The organism is Chitinophaga sp. Cy-1792, assembly GCF_011752935.1.
Taxonomy (GTDB): domain Bacteria; phylum Bacteroidota; class Bacteroidia; order Chitinophagales; family Chitinophagaceae; genus Chitinophaga.
In genome coordinates this window covers 626,400-646,335 of record NZ_VWWO01000001.1, presented here as the reverse complement: position 1 = coordinate 646,335, position 19,936 = coordinate 626,400, and the positions used below count along the sequence as shown (strand labels likewise).

The 19,936-nt window shown below is 45.4% G+C and carries 24 protein-coding genes; 18 read left to right on the top strand and 6 right to left on the bottom strand.

Going from position 1 to position 19,936, the window contains the following annotated elements:
* Positions 1 to 25: 25 nt before the first annotated feature.
* Positions 26 to 1,474, bottom strand: a complete 1,449-nt coding sequence (locus F3J22_RS02720; RefSeq protein WP_167014041.1) for a S41 family peptidase — start codon at positions 1,472 to 1,474, stop codon at positions 26 to 28.
* Positions 1,475 to 1,545: 71 nt separating this feature from the next.
* Positions 1,546 to 2,160, bottom strand: coding sequence for a hypothetical protein (locus F3J22_RS02715; RefSeq protein WP_167014038.1), 615 nt, complete (start codon positions 2,158 to 2,160; stop codon positions 1,546 to 1,548).
* Between the two features lie 149 nt (positions 2,161 to 2,309).
* On the opposite strand from F3J22_RS02715, the gene paaA reads away from it, so the two are divergent.
* The 5 genes from paaA (at position 2,310) to nadD (ending at position 5,611) form a co-directional block, all read left to right on the top strand.
* On the top strand, positions 2,310 to 3,308 hold the full coding sequence (gene paaA / locus F3J22_RS02710; protein ID WP_167014037.1) for a 1,2-phenylacetyl-CoA epoxidase subunit PaaA: 999 nt from the start codon (positions 2,310 to 2,312) through the stop codon (positions 3,306 to 3,308).
* Between the two features lie 35 nt (positions 3,309 to 3,343).
* Positions 3,344 to 3,724, top strand: coding sequence for a 1,2-phenylacetyl-CoA epoxidase subunit B (locus F3J22_RS02705; RefSeq protein ID WP_167014035.1), 381 nt, complete (start codon positions 3,344 to 3,346; stop codon positions 3,722 to 3,724).
* Positions 3,714 to 4,475, top strand: coding sequence for a 1,2-phenylacetyl-CoA epoxidase subunit PaaC (paaC, locus tag F3J22_RS02700; protein WP_167014033.1), 762 nt, complete (start codon positions 3,714 to 3,716; stop codon positions 4,473 to 4,475). Before F3J22_RS02705 ends, paaC begins: the two co-directional genes overlap by 11 nt.
* 3 nt (positions 4,476 to 4,478) lie before the next feature.
* On the top strand, positions 4,479 to 4,970 hold the full coding sequence (paaD, locus tag F3J22_RS02695) for a 1,2-phenylacetyl-CoA epoxidase subunit PaaD (protein WP_167014031.1): 492 nt from the start codon (positions 4,479 to 4,481) through the stop codon (positions 4,968 to 4,970).
* 71 nt (positions 4,971 to 5,041) lie between these two features.
* Positions 5,042 to 5,611, top strand: a complete 570-nt coding sequence (nadD, locus tag F3J22_RS02690; protein WP_167014029.1) for a nicotinate (nicotinamide) nucleotide adenylyltransferase — start codon at positions 5,042 to 5,044, stop codon at positions 5,609 to 5,611.
* On the opposite strand, the gene F3J22_RS02685 is transcribed toward nadD, so the two are convergent.
* The gene (locus F3J22_RS02685; protein WP_167014027.1) at positions 5,612 to 6,703 is read right to left on the bottom strand and encodes an AI-2E family transporter; all 1,092 of its coding nucleotides are present in this window, start codon (positions 6,701 to 6,703) and stop codon (positions 5,612 to 5,614) included. It lies immediately after the preceding gene.
* A gap of 211 nt (positions 6,704 to 6,914) precedes the next feature.
* Between F3J22_RS02685 and F3J22_RS02680 the strand changes: the two genes are divergently transcribed.
* From F3J22_RS02680 to F3J22_RS02670, 3 genes are read left to right on the top strand one after another with little or no spacing between them, the layout of a single operon-like run.
* A complete protein-coding gene (locus F3J22_RS02680) occupies positions 6,915 to 7,109 on the top strand; it encodes a YtxH domain-containing protein (protein ID WP_167014025.1) in 195 nt (64 codons plus the stop codon).
* Between the two features lie 24 nt (positions 7,110 to 7,133).
* Positions 7,134 to 7,601: a hypothetical protein gene (locus tag F3J22_RS02675; protein ID WP_167014023.1), complete on the top strand. Its 468-nt coding sequence runs from the start codon at positions 7,134 to 7,136 to the stop codon at positions 7,599 to 7,601.
* 12 nt (positions 7,602 to 7,613) lie between these two features.
* On the top strand, positions 7,614 to 7,985 hold the full coding sequence (locus tag F3J22_RS02670; protein ID WP_167014021.1) for a hypothetical protein: 372 nt from the start codon (positions 7,614 to 7,616) through the stop codon (positions 7,983 to 7,985).
* A 171-nt stretch (positions 7,986 to 8,156) separates the two neighbouring features.
* Here the strand turns inward: F3J22_RS02670 and F3J22_RS02665 are convergent, their stop codons facing one another.
* Positions 8,157 to 9,182: an SPASM domain-containing protein gene (locus F3J22_RS02665; protein WP_167014019.1), complete on the bottom strand. Its 1,026-nt coding sequence runs from the start codon at positions 9,180 to 9,182 to the stop codon at positions 8,157 to 8,159.
* A gap of 130 nt (positions 9,183 to 9,312) precedes the next feature.
* Between F3J22_RS02665 and F3J22_RS02660 the strand changes: the two genes are divergently transcribed.
* On the top strand, positions 9,313 to 10,053 hold the full coding sequence (locus tag F3J22_RS02660; RefSeq protein ID WP_370459400.1) for a glycoside hydrolase family 25 protein: 741 nt from the start codon (positions 9,313 to 9,315) through the stop codon (positions 10,051 to 10,053).
* 13 nt (positions 10,054 to 10,066) lie between these two features.
* Positions 10,067 to 10,381, top strand: a complete 315-nt coding sequence (locus F3J22_RS02655) for a hypothetical protein (protein ID WP_167014017.1) — start codon at positions 10,067 to 10,069, stop codon at positions 10,379 to 10,381.
* 5 nt (positions 10,382 to 10,386) lie between these two features.
* Here F3J22_RS02655 and F3J22_RS02650 read toward each other — a convergent pair whose 3' ends face one another.
* Entirely contained in the window at positions 10,387 to 10,932 is a 546-nt protein-coding gene (locus F3J22_RS02650) for a CAP domain-containing protein (RefSeq protein WP_167014015.1), read from the bottom strand.
* 409 nt (positions 10,933 to 11,341) lie between these two features.
* Between F3J22_RS02650 and F3J22_RS02645 the strand changes: the two genes are divergently transcribed.
* From F3J22_RS02645 to rmuC, 5 genes are all read left to right on the top strand, one after another.
* The gene (locus F3J22_RS02645; RefSeq protein WP_167014013.1) at positions 11,342 to 12,532 is read left to right on the top strand and encodes a DegT/DnrJ/EryC1/StrS aminotransferase family protein; all 1,191 of its coding nucleotides are present in this window, start codon (positions 11,342 to 11,344) and stop codon (positions 12,530 to 12,532) included.
* Between the two features lie 72 nt (positions 12,533 to 12,604).
* A complete protein-coding gene (kdsB, locus tag F3J22_RS30370) occupies positions 12,605 to 13,330 on the top strand; it encodes a 3-deoxy-manno-octulosonate cytidylyltransferase (protein WP_205195136.1) in 726 nt (241 codons plus the stop codon).
* 21 nt (positions 13,331 to 13,351) lie between these two features.
* Complete coding sequence (locus F3J22_RS30365; RefSeq protein WP_205195135.1) at positions 13,352 to 14,428, top strand: iron-containing alcohol dehydrogenase family protein; 1,077 nt, start codon at positions 13,352 to 13,354, stop codon at positions 14,426 to 14,428.
* An 81-nt stretch (positions 14,429 to 14,509) separates the two neighbouring features.
* Positions 14,510 to 15,013, top strand: a complete 504-nt coding sequence (locus F3J22_RS02635) for a hypothetical protein (protein WP_167014011.1) — start codon at positions 14,510 to 14,512, stop codon at positions 15,011 to 15,013.
* Positions 15,014 to 15,136: 123 nt separating this feature from the next.
* Positions 15,137 to 16,486, top strand: a complete 1,350-nt coding sequence (gene rmuC / locus F3J22_RS02630; RefSeq protein ID WP_167014009.1) for a DNA recombination protein RmuC — start codon at positions 15,137 to 15,139, stop codon at positions 16,484 to 16,486.
* A 129-nt stretch (positions 16,487 to 16,615) separates the two neighbouring features.
* On the opposite strand, the gene F3J22_RS02625 is transcribed toward rmuC, so the two are convergent.
* A complete protein-coding gene (locus tag F3J22_RS02625) occupies positions 16,616 to 17,818 on the bottom strand; it encodes an MFS transporter (protein WP_167014007.1) in 1,203 nt (400 codons plus the stop codon).
* Between the two features lie 173 nt (positions 17,819 to 17,991).
* Between F3J22_RS02625 and F3J22_RS02620 the strand changes: the two genes are divergently transcribed.
* The 3 genes from F3J22_RS02620 (at position 17,992) to F3J22_RS02610 (ending at position 19,860) form a co-directional block, all read left to right on the top strand.
* Complete coding sequence (locus F3J22_RS02620; protein WP_167014005.1) at positions 17,992 to 18,462, top strand: Dps family protein; 471 nt, start codon at positions 17,992 to 17,994, stop codon at positions 18,460 to 18,462.
* Between the two features lie 81 nt (positions 18,463 to 18,543).
* Positions 18,544 to 19,293 carry an NYN domain-containing protein gene (locus tag F3J22_RS02615; protein ID WP_167014004.1) on the top strand — a complete coding sequence of 250 codons (750 nt, stop codon included), beginning with the start codon at positions 18,544 to 18,546 and terminating at the stop codon, positions 19,291 to 19,293.
* A gap of 33 nt (positions 19,294 to 19,326) precedes the next feature.
* On the top strand, positions 19,327 to 19,860 hold the full coding sequence (locus F3J22_RS02610; protein ID WP_167014003.1) for an O-acetyl-ADP-ribose deacetylase: 534 nt from the start codon (positions 19,327 to 19,329) through the stop codon (positions 19,858 to 19,860).
* Positions 19,861 to 19,936: the final 76 nt, after the last annotated feature.

Below are 19,936 nucleotides of genomic sequence, written 5' to 3'. Positions count from 1 at the left end.
TTTTCTGTTTTATATCTGATAGTAATCAGTTTCTCTTAAATTTCTGGATAGTACCCTGAAACTTGTTTCCTTGTGTGTAGAACTTAGGAATCAATGCTGAGCGGGTAGATTCTACATTAGCCTGGCGGGCGAATACGCTGGCTGGAACACCCATATCCAGTAAGGCAGCTTTCAACAGCGGATCTGAAAAACTACCCCAGTCGTTGGTATAATCATCCAGTACGCTGATGTTTGGTGAGAATCCGGAGAAATAATCACCGTTGCCGGCCGAGTTTTTATTCTGCATACATACAGCAAACATATCTGTTGTACCGAAATTAATATCGATAAATCCGGTTGGTTTACCATACGTCTGGCTACCTACCAGTTTAGGGCTCATGCTGGGGATCAATACGTTATAGAGCAATTCGCTGGCTGAAACGGTATTGTGTGTTACCAGAAAAGTAAGTTTGATGCCATTGCCAAAGAAGCCGGTAGTACCTGCGAAATTGGTTTTAGCGTAGGTCGTTGCTTCTGAATGGTAGATATCTGTCCAGAAGTAATTAGGGTAATTCGGAGTGGCTTTCATGGTTTTAAACAGCCATCCGAAAGTGCCATTGGTTACACCGGTATTGAAATAGGCAGTATACATGAGGGAATTGGCCACGGTTGTTGGCGCCAGTTTATTGGCGATATATTCCGCTGTTTCTGCATATCCGCCACCGTTATATCTCAGGTCGATGATTACATTGTTAACACCAGCAGTTTTCCATGCGCCGAAAATGCTGTCCAGCTCTGGCTGTACCACGCTTAACTGAACGAAGGTATTGAATACCAGGTATCCTACATTGACTCCGCTGAGGGTATAGGAATGGGAGTAGAGCACCGGATTAAGTGAATAACTGGCAGCGGCGAGGGTAGAAGTCTGGCTGGTACCATCAGGTTTTTTGAAGATAAAGGTGGCAGATGAGGCGCTGAATGCGTTGTCTAATATGGTATAGGTGGCAGTGTTCAGGCCAAAAGTGGTGGTACCGTTAACGGAGGTAACCTGCCAGCCTCTTTTAATGCCTGCTTTATCGGCTGGGGAGCCGGGATAAACGTATACTACGCGGAGTTCTGTTGAAGTCTGATAACCTACCTGGAAGCCCATGTCGCCGGCTTGTCCTGACAGTACTTTAGAGGTGGTGCCATCGTCGATGAAGCTGTATCTGTCGAGGTTAGCGCCGTTAGCATCTTTTTTGAACCCGATGAGGGAGTCGAACATGGCTCCGGCGGAGGGGTAACTATCTGGCTTAAAGGTAGCGGAATCCGGAACGGCATCCGTCCAAAGGTAAATATCTTTAAATACGTCGAAAATGCTATCGTTGAAGGATACTATCCCGCTGGAGGGTTTATTGCCACCACTGTTGGTTGCCATATCCTTTTTACAGGCTGCAAAGCAGAGGCTTAGCAGGGCAAAGGCAGTGAGTAGCCTTAGGGTAAGATTTGGTCGCATATGTAGAGTTTAAAGCATGACGGTATTTTATAACTAACGTTACAGGTTAAACGGTAAAATACACGAAAAGTTTAATACGGCTTGAGCTGGATATTGTTGATATCGTTGCCTAATTCTTCCGGAAAATTTCCGTTGTTTTTCAGTGCCATGGCTATTTTATCATGCCATACTGCCTGTGCGGCGGCATTAAGGCCGTTATGCGTTTCGCGATCAAAGGCATATTGCAGCCTGTTCATCTCTCTAAACGCTTCGAGGTACTGAAATTGTATAACGCTGTCGTAATCGTCCCGGTTCAGTGGGGTTTGTTTTAAGCGTTGTTTAAATCTTTCTACTACCACTCTGGTGATATCGAAATGTAGTTGTTCGTGGTTCAGCACATAGGGCGTTTCATATTCGGGGCGTACCCATGATGCGCTTTTTATGAAGAACACCTGTAACTGCAGGGAAATATGAAGGGTGTCTTTATAAATCCTGCTGCTGCCTTCATAGGAAAAGCTGGTATAGGAGAGGGCCGCACTGGGGCCATCTGAAGAAGGCTTTCCTTTGAAGTCGTTCCAGGTAAGCTTACGAAAAGGCGAATAAAATACCGTGTCTAAGTCTGCTGAATCTGGTTGTTCCTGGAAGTAAAAATCCAGCTGAACGACCGGATTTTTTGAAACTGGTACAGTCGTCTTTTTTTCTCTCACAGGAAGGGAGAAAAGCAGCGCTAAGCTTAATATAGACTGTATCAGAAACATAAAAAATCCTACTCCTAAAATTAGGCTTTTTAACAATCCATTTCTACTATTAACGGGCTTTTTTCCGTAATTTACGAATCAACCAAAACAATCGCACTATGTACGGCGGCGGATATATATTTGATGAACCCAACAGGAAACAGTTGCGGGAAGAGCAAGTCCATGATGAGCCGGAAAAGCTGGCTGCATTTGAGGAACGCATCGCAAGGGGAGAGAAAATAGAACCTGGCGACTGGATGCCAGCTGAATATCGCAGGCAACTCATCCGTTTAATTGAACAACATGCTCATTCTGAGATCATTGGCGCGTTGCCGGAAGGTACCTGGATTACCCGTGCCCCCGGATTTAAACGTAAACTTGCCCTGATAGCCAAAGTACAGGATGAGATCGGTCATGGTCAGCTGTTGTACAATGCAGCCGAAACACTGGGAAAATCCAGGGAAGAGATGATCAACGACCTGCTCAGTGGCAAATCCAAATATTCCAATGTATTTAACTATCCAGCCAAAACATGGGCGGATGTTACTGTTATCGGTTTCCTGATCGATGCGGCAGCTATCGTTAACCAGGTAGCGAATGCCAAAGGCTCTTACGGCCCTTATTGCAGGGCATTGGAACGTATCTGCTACGAAGAAAGTTTCCACCTCAAACAAGGACACGACGCATTTATTGAACTCGCCACCGGCACACCTGAACAGAAAGCCATGCTGCAGGATGCGCTCAACAGATGGTGGCAGCCTATCATGCATTTCTTTGGCCCTCCGGACAAAAACAGCCAGCACAGTGAAAAACTGATGCAGTGGAAAGTGAAAATGGCCAGCAATGATGATATGCGCAACCAGTTCCTGGATGCCTATGTTCCTAAAATATGGGAACTGGGTTTAACCCTTCCTGATCCTGCCCTGCAAAAGAATGCTACAACAGGACGATGGGAATATTCAGATCCTGACTGGGATGAATTCTTCCGGGTAATAAACGGAGGAGGCCCTTGTAATGAAGAACGCCTCCAGGTACGTAAATGGGCAGAAGAACAAGGCAGATGGGTACGCAAGGCTTTAATGAACCCTGCAGAAAAACACGCACTGCCAGTCGCTTAGCTAATTCAAAACAATTCCAATATATACTACAAATCATGTCTTTAGATCCACGTGTAAACAGGCTTAAACTGGGCAATGCTACGGATATAATCAAAGTTGAAGAAGGAGAGAACTGGAATGTGTATGAGGTATTTCATCAGGAAAAAAGAGGCGCCCACCACGAACATGTAGGCTGCGTGCATGCTCCCGATCCGCAACTGGCGCTGATTTTTGCCAAGGAACAATTTGGCCGCAGAAAGAAATGCGTTAACCTGTGGGTAGTCAGAAGTGCCGACATACTCGCATTTGATACAGAAGATGAAGATATGTTCGAGAATAACCTGGAGAAGAATTACCGCGACGCCAGCGGCTTCAAGGTGATGGAGAAGATCAACAAATTCAAGCAATCCAAAGGAACCACCAACCATGCTCAATAATGCACTTACAGATCTGCTCACCAAAATGGCAGATGATGAATTAATTCAGGGACACCGAAATTCCGAATGGACGGGCCTCGGACCTATGATGGAAGAAGATATCGCGTTTTCTTCCATGGCCCAGGACAAAATTGGCCATGCCCTCGCATTATATAAAGTAATCCAGGAACAATTAGGCGGCACCGACCCCGACCAGTATGCATTTTGCAGGGCTGAAAAGGATTTTAAATGCTGCCACCTCGTAGAAATGCCTAACAGCGGATATGACCTGTCGCTTATGCGGCATTTCTTATTTGATATGGCAGAAACGGTACGATATGAAAGCTTTGCGGACAGCAGCTTTGAACCACTGCAGCACCTGGCCAGGAAGTTCAAGGGAGAACTGAAATATCATACTCTCCACGCCAACGCATGGGTGATTCAGTTGGGACAAGCCGGCGAGGAAAGCTATGATCGTATGCAAACAGCACTGAATGAAACCATTGCCCTGGCAGCAGGCATCTTTGAGCCTTCCAGGGAATTTGAGTCGCTGCTGACCGATGAAAAAGTTTATCCGGGAGAAACTGCATTATATCATCGCTGGCTGGATAGAATCTATCCTGTACTGGTAAAATCATCGCTCAACCTGCCGGATATATCATCGATACAACCGGCATTCGGTGGCAGACAGGGCGTACATACTCCTTATCTGGCCCCATTGTTAAAGGAAATGGGAGAGGTGATTCATATAGATACTAAAGCAAACTGGTAAACAATGACAACATTAGTTTCCATAGCTGCGGTGTATAAATCACTGGAAAAAGTAATGGACCCGGAAATACCAGTATTGAATGTGCTGGAACTGGGAATGATTACTGACGTACAAGTAGCAGAGGATGGCGTTCATATTGCCATGATACCCACCTTTGCTGCCTGTCCGGCAGTTAGTTATATCCAGAAGAATATCCGTGATCAGGTAAATGCTGACCTGAACATCCCCGTAACTGTTACTGTTGATAAAACAGTGACCTGGCAAAGTAACAGGATGACTGCGGAAGCCAAAGAAAAGCTACAGCAATTCGGTATTGCGCCACCCCGAAAGCTCGACTCCGAATTGACTGAAGAAATTTTTATTGAAACACCTTGTCCTCACTGCGGCAGCAAAGACACCTATTTACGGTCTCCATTCGGGTCTACATTGTGCCGGGCGATACACTACTGCAAATCCTGCGGACAGGTATTTGAGCACTTTAAACCCCTTGAATAGCCGGAGAATGCAGGAAATGCCTATTTTTACGCGCATTAATTGATATGCCGCGGCAAATTTATAGATGAATTATGAAGATAGGCTTGTATTTTGGATCGTTTAATCCTATACACACAGGGCATTTGATAATAGCCAATTACGTGGCATATAACACCGATCTCGACAAGGTTTGGCTGGTGGTTTCTCCGCAGAACCCATTAAAACCTTCGTCCACCCTGCTGAATGAGCACGACAGGTTTCATCTGGTAGAACTGGCCATTAAAGATGAACCCCGGCTCAGAGCGAGTAATATCGAATTCTCATTGCCACGGCCTTCCTTTACTGTAGATACGCTGGCATATCTGGGGGAAAAGTTTCCCACACAGGAATTCTGCATCATTATGGGCAGTGATAGTTTCCAGAACCTGCCACGCTGGAAAAACTACGAACACATCATCCGGAATTACCCGATTTATGTATATCGCCGGCCCGGCCATGAAATAAAAGATACTTACGGCGCCAAACTGGAAATATTGGACGCACCTATGCTCGATATATCGGCAACGGATATACGAAAATGGATAAAAGAAGGGAAATCAGTGAGATATATGGTGCCGGATAATGTGATCAACTACATCGCCGAAAACAATTACTACAAATAATCAAGGCGCTCCACGCTGTCTTTTGGTTTTATCTCTTGCCACCACATCTTTTTTAATCCTGGCTACCTCAGGAGCGGTTCTCTTTTTCACCAGGTATTCATTACTGTAGATCTTCAGCAGCAGGATAAACATAGATATCAGCAATGGCCCGAAAATCAGGCCTATAAATCCAAACAGGCTAACGCCGATGATCACACCAAATATGGTAATCAACGGGTGAACATCTGCAATACGCTTTGCCAGCAATAACCGGGAGATATTATCTGAAGTACCAACGATCAGGAAACCATAGATCAATACCTCCACACCCTGCAACACAGTGCCGGTTGCCAGGAAGTATACACCCAGCGGCACATACACTGCAGCGGCGCCAATTACCGGCAACATGGCGGCAAAACACGTCACTATAAACCAGAACATCGCCTGCGGAACCCCAAAGATGAGGTAACCTACCAATGACACCAGTCCCTGGATAAACGCAATCAGCGGAATACCCACTGCGTTGGCAATGACCAGTTTGTTGAATTCTGTACCCAGCAGTACCACATTTTCATCTTTCAGCGGAATATATTCATACAGCGTTTCCTCCATTTGCCGGCCATATACCAGCATGAAATAGAGAATGAAATACATGATAGCGATGGAGGTCAGTGTATTGAAAGTGGCGCCCAGAAAGCCCGGAAGAAAGGCCGTAATGTTTTCCTGTAGCTTCTGGATACGTGCATCCGTCAGGATGTTAAAGCCCAGCTCTTCGGAGAGCCGGTCGTTCAGGCCTTTAACGGAAGATATCAGATCGGCAGAATGAGCCACTGCATAGGAAGCCTTGGCTGTCAGCAGGTTAATCAGCATTCCTACCGGCAGCAATATGATCAGAAAAGTGAGCAGCATGAGTAAAGCCGCTGCCAGACTGCTATTCCACTTTTTAAGCTCCACCAGCTTAAACTGCCATTTCCTGCACAGTACATAAAAGGTAACTGCCCCCAGGAAGCCCGGGAAATAAGTATATAATTTTGTAAACAGCAGAATTGCCAGAAATGTGATTAAAAGTAAAAATCCAATCTGCTTTAACCGGTCGTTATCGATATAGCTCATAACTTAATTTCTTAAAAAATATGCTACTTTCAAAAGCGGGGCCACAACGTTAGATTGTTGTAAACACTAAACAAAAACCATAACTACTTGTTCTTAATGCTCTTGGTAACCCAGGTTTTTTTCAACACCTATTCAAAAATGGAATAATGTTTGTGCACCAGGAGGTACCGAGCAAAAATTATTATTATTTCATCTTTAAAAAAACTTTATTATGAGTAATAGTTCAAAAGCAGTGGTTTCATTTATCGTAGGTGCCGCCGTAGGTGTTGCAGTTGGTTATTTCCTGAACTCCGACAAGAAAGACGAACTGGTTGACAGAATGAAATTTCAGGCTGATAAGCTGAAAGATAAATGGAGAAAGAAAAAAGATCATTTCGAAGACGCACTCGAAAATGAACTGGCTTAATCCTCTTTGATCAAAAAGTTTTGCATGGAAGAAAATTTCAGCGACTATTTTAAGCAAACAGGAAAAGTAGCTAAAGATTACCTCGAAACGAGGCTGGATATCTTAAAACTCCAGGCAGCGGGAAAGCTATCAAAAGCATTGGGATTGTTTTTCTCAGTTTTGATGGCTTTCCTGTTGTTCTTTTTTGTTATTGTTTTCCTCGGAATGCTGGTCGCATTTTGGATCGGAGAAAAAACAGGCAGCTTCACCATAGGTTTTACCTGTGCTTCAGGGTTATTTATCCTGTTGTTCGTAGCTATTATCCTGTTCCGTAAACAGCTGATTGAAAGGCCTTTATCTAAGTTATTGATCACCGTACTGATCGATGAGCTGGAAGACCGTGAAGAAGAGGAAGTACCGATGGGAAAAAGAGCAGAGAAAAAAGCGGCAGATGAAGCGCAAAGTATTTATCCGGATTATGTTCCGGATGATGAAGCCAATGAACATCTCTAAAGACTAAACTTTATGCCGAAGAAAAAGAAAATCAATGGCTTTGATGCGCTGGAACAGGAACTGGACCGGCTCAAAAAACGGTCGGTACGACTGGAGGACCAGTTGCTGGACAGGGTTGACTATTTCAAGGATAATTATAAAAAGATGGCTTTGAATGCTGTAATCCCCGGAAGTGGCAATCACAAAGGTGCGATCAGTATGGCCGGCAAGTTTGCCAGGCTCGCCTGGGAAAGCGGTAAGTTTAAAAACTTTGCTACCGGTGCGTTGATGACAGCTTTGGAATTCTTTGGTGTACAGCTGGGTATCAAACTCTTTAATAAAGTGGCGGATGCCCGTAAGAAAAAGAAAGAAAGCAAACGACAGGCAGAGGAGCCTGATTTTTGAACAGCATTCTTTTGAATTCCCTTTTCCGGAATAATCTTCTACAGATAGTTGTGGCGTTCAGCCATCACCGTTAATAGTTATCCCCACTATCTCAACGATATTTTTACAGACAATTTCATCTACCTAAAATATTTACCATCAATGATATAAATATTTTAGGTAGATGAAATATTATCCCCAAACCTTTGTGCCTTCGCTACAATTGGCGCAGATATCAATGTTTTTGCGTGTTTCCAGGATTTCACTACGGAAACGGATATACTCTTTATTATGCCATAAGGCCTTGAAAGATTCTTTTTTCAGGTTGCCGAGGCGGTGTTGTGCATCTTTATCGAAGCAGCAGGGCACTACCAGCCCGTCCCAGGTAACAACCGGAGAGTGCCAGAGTCGCCAGCAGTGGTTACTCAGCTTATTCTTGATCGCGTAGGTACCGTCTTCATTGCGATGGTAACGGGAGTATTTGTCGATCGTAGGAATCAGGCGGTTGCCTTCTTCATAATCGTATACCTGCGCCGTTTTGAAACGAACCTGGTCAACCCCGATTTCCTTTGCCAGCCGTTTAATGTCCTCTATCTGGTGTTCGTTAGGTTTCACAACCAGGAACTGGAAGAAGACAAAAGGCTTGGTAGAGTTGAGTTCTTTCTTCCACTTTACAATGTTTTTGGCGCCCTGGATAACTTTATCCAGCTGGCCACCTACACGGTACTGCGTATATACGTCCTGGGTAGTACCATCTATGGAGATGATTAATCTGTCGAGGCCACTTTCCACGGTTTTCTTGGCATTAGCCTCTGTGAGGTAATGGGCGTTGGTGGAGGTGGCGGTGTAGATACCCTTGTCGGAGGCGTATTTTACCATGTCCAGGAAGCCTGGGTTGAGGTAAGGTTCTCCCTGAAAGTAGAATATCAGGTAGAGCAGTTCTTTATGAATTTCGTCGATCGTCTGTTTGAAGAAATCCTGCTGGAGCATACCCGTAGGACGGGTAAAGGCTCTGAGTCCGCTGGGACATTCCGGGCAGCGGAGGTTACAGGAAGTGGTTGGTTCAAAAGATATGGAAATGGGGTATCCCCATTGAACGGGTTTACCAGTCCATTTGCTGACGAAATAGCTTCCGAGTACTTTACCGGCGTTGAATGCACGGCGGAAAGTGAACTTGCGGAAGAGGTTCAGGGTATCATTCAGGTTAAAATCGGGCATATAAATTCACTTGACCTTTTGTAAAAGTAGTTTCTTTACAGAAATTATAGACTATAATTGCTATAAAATTAGGTCTGTCGGCATACCTTTTTCTTGATACCCAAGCACCTGCAACTAACTGAAACTAAAAGTGAAAAGCATCTGGATTAGATTATTACTCGTTATACTTGTCATTGGAGGATGGTATTGGTGGAAAACCCGTGAAGAGAACATTCGGTTTGTACGGTATGATGAATTCGGCATTTATGTACCTGTGAACTATAAGATTCATGGGATTGACGTGTCCAAATTTCAGAAAGATATTAACTGGACGGCCGTAAAGCAGATGAAGGTAGATGATATCCGGATTTCCTTTGCATTTATAAAAGCAACCGAGGGTATTACCCGTCAGGATGCATCATTTGAGCAGAATTGGGAGCGTGCGAAGCGGGCAGGGTTGATCAGGGGGGCCTATCATTTTTTTTATGCCACCAGGGATCCTAAGAAGCAGGCTATAAATTTCCAGAACGTGGTACAGTTGGAATCGGGGGATATGCCTCCGGTATTGGATATAGAAACATCCAATAACCAGCCGGCCGCGGTTATCCGCGGCACAGCTAAGGTATGGCTGGAGGAGATGGAAAAAGCGTATAAAGTGAAGCCGATCATCTATACCAACATACATTTCTATGAAACGTACCTGGGAGATGAGTTTGATAAATATCCCCTGTGGATAGCGCACTATTACCAGAAGGAGAAGCCGTCCTCTTCCAGGAGCTGGCTTTTCTGGCAGCATAGTGATATCGGCAGAGTGAATGGCATCAGAACCACCGTAGATTTTAACGTATTCAGGGGCGACAGCGCAGCATTGGCTAAACTGTTGATACCATAATAAACAGCATACAATGGACGAAGAAAAACAGGAAGAAAAGCAGGAGCCGGCGCCGGAAAAACCACAACCACCGCAATCCGAGGCGCCTCAGCAGCCGGGGTTTGATGTTGGCCTGTTCATGTATTTCACCAAAATTATACGGACTGTATTCGTGGGTCTCTTTATGTTGACCGCCGATATATTCCTGGGTTTGTACCTGGGTTTCGCGGAGCCGGAAGCGTCCACTCCCGGCCGTATGATCTTCTTTTATACCTGGCTGACCATTACGATGGCAGCGTATATCTATTACATCTGGAAGATGTGGCGAAAAAAGGAAAACACGCTCTGATAACCTTATTGCGGGTTGTTGCGGTGTCCCAGTTCCATGGTCCACATTTTATCATATCTGCCCACACCCAGTTCGGTGTAACTTGCCGTCATCATATTTTTACAGTGATTAGGGCTATTGAGCCATCCTAAAACAACTGCCTGTTCGTCCATGGTTCCGGTAGCGATATTTTCGCCATAGAAGTTCCAGTGGTAGCCGGCAGCATCGAGGCGTGCGCCAGGGGTGCTTCCGGTAGGGGCGGTGTGGTCAAAATATTTGTTAACAGACATGTCTTTACTGTGGAGGTAAGCTGCTTCTTCCAGCAGGCCGTTCCAGGTGAGCGGGCCAACAGGAGGCATCTGTACATCGCCGCATTTGCAGCCATGGCTTCGGAGGCCATTTACAAGTGTTAACAGCGCGTTGCGGTCAACGTGATTTTCAGGTACTGCAGTGGTGTCTACAGCAACAGGGGTAGTAGGGGTTGGGGCGATGGGTTGAACATCGTTTTGTTTGGTGCAACTGCTGAATAAAACAACTGCAACAAAAGCAGTGAGAATAAATTTCCCGGACATAACCAGTTTATCAGTTAATAAGAAATGTGAATAGATACCGGGTTCTAAACAGGAGGTCAGTTAAAATTAAAAAACTGCTTTTCGGAGGATCAGGATTAAAACTATAAGAGGTCGATCAGAGGTTATGGGGTAAAATTGGTCAGGATTTTTCCTGATGAGGGCCCAAAGATAGGACGTAGTTATTGATTTTTTATCTCAGGTTTTGCAAATCTAATGTTAATGATAACTGTCATGTTATAGCAGGGAGATTCCGGGTAGATTCAAGGTCGTCAGCACCAGCCCAAAACGCATGTTAAATTTTTAGCAAAAGATAAACAGAAATTGAAGCCAACCGCATTTCTGATTATAGTAACTTTGCAACACCAATAAAACGAACTTATTTCAATTATATTTTAAAAATCAACAGCTTATGCCCGGATTTGAACTATTTGGACCCGAGGAAAGGAAAGAAGTAAATGATGTACTTGAAACCGGTATCTTCATGAGATACGGCTTTGATGGTCCTCGTAAAGGCATTTGGAAAGCAAAGGAACTGGAAGCGGAAATGTGTAAGAAGCTGAATGTTCAGTATGCACAGCTGGCCTCCAGCGGAACTGCGGCATTGACTACCGCAATGGCTGCATTAGGTTTAGGTGCAGGCGATGAAATTATCATGCCTACCTTCACTTTTGTTGCCAGCTTCGAATCTGTTTTCTCCGTAGGTGCTACACCGGTACTGGTTGATGTGGATGATACCCTCACCCTGGACCCTAAAGCAGTTGAAGCAGCGATCACCCCACGCACCAAAGCGGTAATGCCGGTACATATGTGCGGTGCTATGGCCGATATGGATGCACTGGTAGCGATCTGCAAAAAACATAACCTCATCCTGCTGGAAGATGCCTGTCAGTCTTTCGGTGCTTCCTACAAAGGCCAGGCCCTGGGAACCATCGGTGATGCGGGTACTTTCTCTTTCGACTTCGTAAAAACAATTACCTGCGCTGAAGGCGGTGGTATTGTTACCAACAATAAAGATATCTACACTAAATGTGATGGCTATACAGACCATGGTCACGATCATATCGGCAACGACCGCGGCCTGGAGCAGCATCCGTTTATTGGCTATAACTATCGTATTTCTGAGCTGCACGCAGCTGTAGGTCTGGCACAGATCCGTAAACTCGATACATTCCTGGAAATCCAGCGCAGCACGAAGAAAATCTTCAAAGATGCGTTGTCAACTGTTCCTGGTGTTACTTTCCGTCGTTTACCAGATCCTGCCGGCGATAGCGCAACGTTCCTGTCATTCTTCCTGCCGGAGGCTGACCAGGCACGTAAAGCCGCTGCTGCCATGAAAGCTGCAGGCCTGGCCGCATTTTACTACTATGATAACAACTGGCACTATATCCGCCAGTGGGATCATTTCAAACAGGGCCAGGTACTGACTCCGTTTGCTCCAGGACTGAAACAGGCCATGGAGATCTACAAAACAAAAGAATTCCCTGCTTCTGATGCAATCATCGGCAGGAACATTTCTACACCTATCAATCTCGCCTGGTCAGCAGCTGAAATCCAGGAGAGAGCGGAGAAACTGGTGAATGCTGTAAAAAGCGCATTATAAAGCTTGTTAAAGGCGTAACCGGATAGTCGTGTCGGCTGTCCGGATGCGCCTTTATACTTTAAATATATTCGCATGAAGAAAATAGCGTTAATACCTGCCCGTTATGGCGCTACCCGTTTTCCGGGCAAGATGATGGCCAAACTGGGCGATAAATCCGTCATACTTCGTACTTACGAATCAACTGTGAACACAGGCGTATTTGATGAAGTAATGGTGGTAACCGACAGTGATGTTATTTTTGAAGAGATAGTAAGCAACGGCGGTAAAGCCGTTATGAGCAGAAAAGAGCATGAATGTGGTACCGACCGTATCGCAGAGGCCATGGAGCTGCTGGACTATGAAATCGTAGTGAATGTACAGGGCGATGAACCTTTTACCCAGAAAGAACCATTGGAGAAACTGCTCAAAGTATTTGAAGGGGAAGAAGGTAAACAGGTACAGGTAGCTTCATTAATGCAGGTACTTACCGATGAAAAATCCATCGCAGACCCTAACTATGTGAAAGTTGCGGTAGATAAAAAATTCAATGCCCTCTTCTTTTCCCGCTCCATTATCCCTTATCCACGCGCTAAAGACGTACAATCCATTTACTACGAACATATCGGTATCTATGCTTTCCGTAAAGATACCCTGATGAAATTCACCAAACTGGAACCAACACCGCTGGAACTGGCAGAGAAAATCGAATGCCTGCGCTACCTGGAAAATGGTATCCCGATGAAAATGGTAGTAACAGAATATATGGGTGTGGAAATTGATACCCCGGAAGATCTGGAAAAAGCAGCAAAATTATTATAACATACTAACTAATACGCATATATGAAGTTCAGGAATTTCAAGATGGTGGACTATGTAGTATACGGCAACGGATGCTTCGATCAGTTGGACGAAATACTGGCCCCAAATCGTAAAGGTGATGCGCCCATGATCTTTTTCGTGGACATGTATTTCCAGGATAAGAAAGAATTTTTATCCCGCGTTCCATTACGTGGAAAGGATAAAATTGTGGTGATCGATGTAACTGACGAACCTAAAACCAAGTACGTAGATGCTATCCGTGATGAGCTGAAAGCTGAATTCGGTGAAGTGTCCGGTATCATTGGTATTGGCGGTGGTTCCGTAATGGACATGGCCAAAGCAGTGGCACTGATGATGACCAACCCGGGATCTTCAGCCGACTACCAGGGCTGGGACCTCGTGAAAGTTGCCGGTGTGTATAAAGTGGGTATCCCTACCATCTCCGGTACAGGTGCTGAAGTAAGCCGTACTTGCGTATTAACCGGTCCTACCCGTAAACTGGGTATGAACTCCGACTTCACGCCGTTTGATCAGATCGTACTGGATCCTTCCCTGACTAAAACCGTTGAGCCTAACCAGCGCTTCTATACTGCCATGGATTGCTTTATCCACTGTGTAGAATCACTCACAGGTACTTATCTGAATGCATTCTCTCAATCATATGGTGAAAAGGCACAGGAACTCTGCGAGGAAATCTTCCTGGACAAAGACCAGTGGGATGATGATGCAGACGAAAAACTGATGATGGCTTCCTATGCCGGTGGTATGAGCATCGCTTATTCACAGGTAGGTGTGGCACACGCCGTGAGCTATGGTCTGGCTTACCTGTTGGGCACCAAACATGGTATCGGTAACTGTATCGTGTTTGATAAACTGGAAGAGTTCTATCCTGATGGCGTGGAGAAATTCAAGAAGATGGTGAAAAAACACAACATCGATATTCCGCAAGGTATCACCAAAGGCCTCACCGACGAGCAGTTTGACATTATGATCAACGTATCGCTGGGAATGGCACCGCTGTGGGAAAACGCACTGGGTAAAGACTGGAAAGAAATCATGACCAGAGAGCGTCTGCGTAAATTATACGAAAGGCTCTAATCGTTTGATATTATACCATATAAAGGCATTCGGCATGTTTGTGCTGAATGCCTTTATAGTTTAACTTCAGTAAAAAAAGTTATGGATAATATCGAGCGGCTTGCGCAGGAACTGGCGCAGGTATTTTACCGGATAGAAGAGCGCCGTAACCACTGGCATACCATCACGAGAGATCTGATATTAACCACGCTGAAAGGCGTTGCCGAACGATTCCCTATTTTCGACTGGACCGTCGATATCAATGAAGCCTGGCAGAACATGGAATCTGCTTTTATCAGCTTTAATTTCAGTCCCAGCGGCATCATAGAGAAAAACCCTACCGCCATCGTTCAGAAGATGAAGAAAGGTGGTCTGCTGTCATTTTCTCAGTCCAGAAATGGCCAGATTGTTACCTGGGTAGCCTATCCTTTTATTGACGGTATTACCGCCGATGGCCCTAAAAACAGTACGCTTGATACGGTAGAGCCGGAAGAAATCAATGAAGAATATGTTCACCGGTTTATAGAGAAATTTCTGGAAGAGATGATCGGCTGGGAGAATGATGCCAGAGAAGAAATCGGCTTTGTGAAGAAGCACCACCGTTAAGGATTTCCAGGAAGATATAGTGAATAATCGGGCTCCGCCGGATTGATTTTTAATTGATTAGCTATCATTACGCAGGTAGAATGCGTAGCGGAAGCTGAATTTTGTAACAGGAGGACGATTGTCATGACAGTATACCTGATAATTGCGGGAATCATCATTCTCGTACTTACATACCTACTATTTGCTGCCATAGCAAAACAACGTAGCCTGGAAAGCCAGGGCCGCCAGCTCCAGGAACGTGCTATACAGCTGGAAGCCCGCCAGGGCTATGCCGATCAGTCGCTGCAGGAAAAGCAGCAACAGGTCCGGGATGCCAGAGAGCAACTGGAAAGACTCAACGAAGAATACGCATTGCTTCAAAACGATCAGGGCCGCCTGATCGAGAAAAATAAATTCCTTAGCCAGCAACTGACAGAAGAGCGTCAGCGAATGCTGCAACAGCAGGAAGAGGTAAGGCTCCAATTTGAAAATACCGCTAACCATCTGCTGCAAAGGATCTCCGGTAACTTCATGGAACAAAACCAGCTCAAACTGGATGACCTGCTGAAACCACTTTCCGAAAAAATCGACAATTTCAGAAGTAGTGTTCAGCAATCGCTGGTGGCCGAAACCACCCAGCGTACCGAATTGAAAGCAGAACTACAGCGGCTGTTGTCGCTCAATCAGCTGCTGTCAAAAGAAGCCAATAACCTCACCAATGCGCTCAAGGCCGACACCAAAAAACAAGGCAACTGGGGCGAAGTAATCCTGGAGAAAGTACTGGAAGCCTCCGGACTGGAACGCGGTATTCATTACCAGACACAGGATGCCCGCTATGACGACGCCGGCCAGCTACGTAAACCGGATCTGGTATTACATCTTCCGGAAGACAGAAAAGTGGTGATCGATTCTAAGGTTTCGCTGAAAGCCTATGAGCAATATTGCAGTGCAGAAGATGATGTTGTGCGCCAGCAGGCGCTGAAAGCGCACCTCAGCTCTGTAAAAAATCACGTCAACGAACTCAGTGCCAAAGCCTATCAGAACCTGTATAACAACACCACTGATTTTGTTATGCTGTTCATTCCGATAGAACCCGCTTATGCCCTGGCTATCATGCAGCCAGATGAAGACCTGTACGACTTTGCCTTCCGCAAACGCATTATACTGGTAAGCGTTCCTTCTCTGCTGGCAACGCTGAAAGTGATTGAAAACATGTGGAAACTGGAAAAGCAGAACCGCAATGCACAGGAAATTGTCAGGCAGGGCGGCGCCCTTTATGATAAGTTCGTTGGCTTTGTCAATGATCTTCAATTAGTTGGGTCACATCTTAATAAAAGCCAGCTGGCCTATGAAGAAGCATTGAAAAAACTGAATTCCGGCAAAGGTAACCTGGTAAGGAGTGCGGAGAAGATGAAGAAGCTGGGAGTAAATACCAATAAGAGTTTGCCGACAGATATTTATATCCAGGAAGCAGAAGAAAAAGATGACGAATAAAATAGAGAGATCCTGAAAGCTTTAGTGCCACCACTGGTGGCACTAAAGCTTTCAACCCCGATCAACTGCCGGAGGCGGTTGATCGGGGTTGAAAGTATAAATACACGATAATCATCTACAAGAAAAAAACTACGTGCGCGCATACTGAAGCTTCGCTTCCTCAAAATTCCGTGGAATCTTAAAGAACACCAGGTATAGTGTAGCCATCAGCGTTATAACCGCCAATACAAAGAAGGTAAGCGGGAAGCGGCTCGCATGGTTATGATAGATCAGCGCAGAACCCCAGGCGCCCAATCCGATACCCGCTTCCATCGCAATATACATGCTCGCGAGGGCCCGTCCTTTAAACTGCGGGTTACTCAGATCTACTGTCCAGGCGGTAACGGCAGGAGAGTTAAGACCTGTTGCTGCGCCATATACGACCGCAGCGGCAAACAGTATCCATGGGGAAGTTGCCACCGCAATCATGGCCATAGATGCGGCCATAATAATGGCGGATATTTTCAACACAGGAATACGGCCATATTTATCGGAAACCTTTCCTGCTACAAGTCGGATACCCATAGAGGCGCCGGTGTAAAAAGTAAAGAAAAGTCCTTTGTTATCCACACCGAGGTAGGTGCTGTAATCCGGAATGACCGTGAGCACTGCGCCATAGCTGAAGAAAGTCAGGAAAGTGACGATCACCGGCGCTATTACCAGTGGTTCGAATATTTCACCACGATGGATACGCAGGAGGGATAAACGGAACGGCTGTTTGTCGGGCAGTGTTTCTTTCATGGCACCGATAAGGATGACAACAGAAAGCAATGCAAAAGCGGCAGACAGATGGAACATTACATTAATACCCCACTGGTGCGCTACCCAGCCGCCAATGGCTGGCCCGATAGCCATACCGATGATAGAGGCCAGTCCGATCATCCCCATGGCCTCACCGCGGCGATTGGAAGGGACGATATCTGAAACATATGCAGATGTGCCTGTAGGCTTAAAACCTGTGGAAAAACCATGGAAGAAGCGTAGCAACAGGAAAGCCGCCACAGAGCTGACCATCGGGTACATCATACTACAAACCACACATATCAGCGATCCGAATATCATCACCGGCACACGGCCGATGGTATCCGTCAGTTTGCCGCTGAATGGCCTTGATAGTCCCGCCATCAGTGTAAAAACGCTGATGATATAGCCTTTATAATCTTCCCCGCCTAATTGGGTAAGATACGCCGGGAGCTCGGGTATCATCATGTTGAAACTGGCTGAGAATAGGGCATTACTCAAACACAGTAATATGAATTGCAGATTGTAGATCCTGCCTGTCGACTGTTCCATGCCGCAAAATTACCAACAATGGTACAATTTTGGTAAAGTATTAAGACCTCGTGATCAGGCGAACAAAAGCGGATCGCTGCTGTTAATATTAACCGGCTGTTAAATCATGATAATACTCATGTGCGCCTATCCCCGGAATCAGTAAATTTATAATAACCAAAAAATTCAAGGATATGAAAGTAAACACTGGCATTTTACCTGAACACGCCAAAGAGGTTGCTTTAGAATTGAATAAAGCATTAGCTGACGAGTTGGTGTTATATGCTAAAACCCGCAACTGTCACTGGAACATTGAAGGACCAAGCTTCAGGGATCTGCACCTGTTTTTCGAAGAACAGTATGAAACACTGGAGGAATTCGGTGACGAAGTAGCAGAAAGAATCCGTGCGCTGGGTCACTATGCGTTGGGCAGGTACAGAGATGTACTGGACCTGACACACCTCCTGGAATCAGAGTATACCAATGATGCTAAAACCCAGATCAAGGAATTGCTGGATGATCACGAAACGATTATTCGCAACCTCCGTCGTCTGATCGATGAATTTGATCAGAAATACAACGATAAAGGCACCAGCGATTTCGTAACGGGACTCATGGAAAAACATGAGAAGCTGGCCTGGATGCTTCGTTCTTACCTGAAATAAGCAATTAAGCCTATAACAGAAACGTGTCAGTTGCAGCCCAAGTGCTTGTGACTGACACGTTTCGCTTTAATAGAAAATGATATGGATAATACCAAAGACCTTCGTCTGGCAGTATTGATAGATGCAGACAATATCCCTTACCATAATGTAAAAGGGATGCTGGAAGAAGTAGCCAAATATGGCAACCCTACGTTTAAACGTATTTATGGCGATTGGACAAAGCCCACCGTTTCAGGGTGGAAAACCGTGCTGCTGGACTATGCCATTACCCCCATTCAGCAATACAGTTATACCTCCGGCAAAAATGCCACGGATTCGGCCATGATCATCGATGCGATGGACATCCTGTATACCGGCAGGGTAGATGGTTTCTGCCTGGTTTCCAGCGACAGCGATTTTACCAGGCTGGCGACCCGCCTTCGGGAAGCCGGGATGTATGTAATCGGGATGGGAGAGAAGAAAACCCCCAGCGCATTCCGGTCTGCCTGCGATAAATTCATCTACCTGGAAATTCTTCAGATAGCAGAAAAGAAAACAGAAACAGGTAAATCAAAATCTCCCAAAGAAAAAAATAAAGGGATCAGCAAGGCGGATAAAGAATTGATTACGCTCTTAACCGCCAGCATCAACGATATCGCTGATGAAGACGGCTGGGCCTATCTTGGGGAGCTTGGTAATTTGCTCCTTAAAAAACAACCTGATTTCGACTCACGTAACTATGGATATAATAAGCTGATTCACCTGATCAGAAGCTTCCCCGATTTTGAAATAGACCTGAGGGAGGGTGGAAAAAGATCCGGAAAACTGGTTTATGTGCGCAGTATATCTTAATGTCAGGAAGATAAAAAAGTAGGATATAATTGTATGAAGCAGATAAAAGTTGTTAAGGGAGATATTACCAAAGTTGCCGTGGACGCTATTGTGAACGCTGCCAATTCCTCATTGATGGGCGGTGGTGGCGTAGATGGCGCCATTCATCGTGCGGGTGGCCCTGAAATACTGGAAGACTGCCGACAGATTGTAGCGAGGCAGGGAGGTTGTAAAACCGGTGATGCTGTTATCACGCGGGCAGGCAGGCTTCCCGCCAGGCATGTGATTCATACCGTGGGGCCGGTATGGCAAAGCGGAGAGAAAAATGAGCCGGCACTGCTGGCCAGTTGCTACCGTAAATCGCTGGAACTGGCCGCAGGCAATGAATTGAAAAGTATTGCCTTTCCGAATATCAGCACGGGAATTTATCATTTCCCTAAAGACCAGGCCGCAAGAATAGCCATGGAAACTGTTGTAGCATTTTTAGAAAAGGGTTCAAGTATTAATGAGGTCATATTTGTTTGTTTTGATGAGGAGAATTTGTTCTTTACAGAGAAGTATTACCACCAGTTTGTAGGCCCGGAATGACCATTCTGTAATGATTATCAGCCGTTTGACATAATGTAGTACTGATATTAAATCCCTTTATTATTTTTATGCCAAC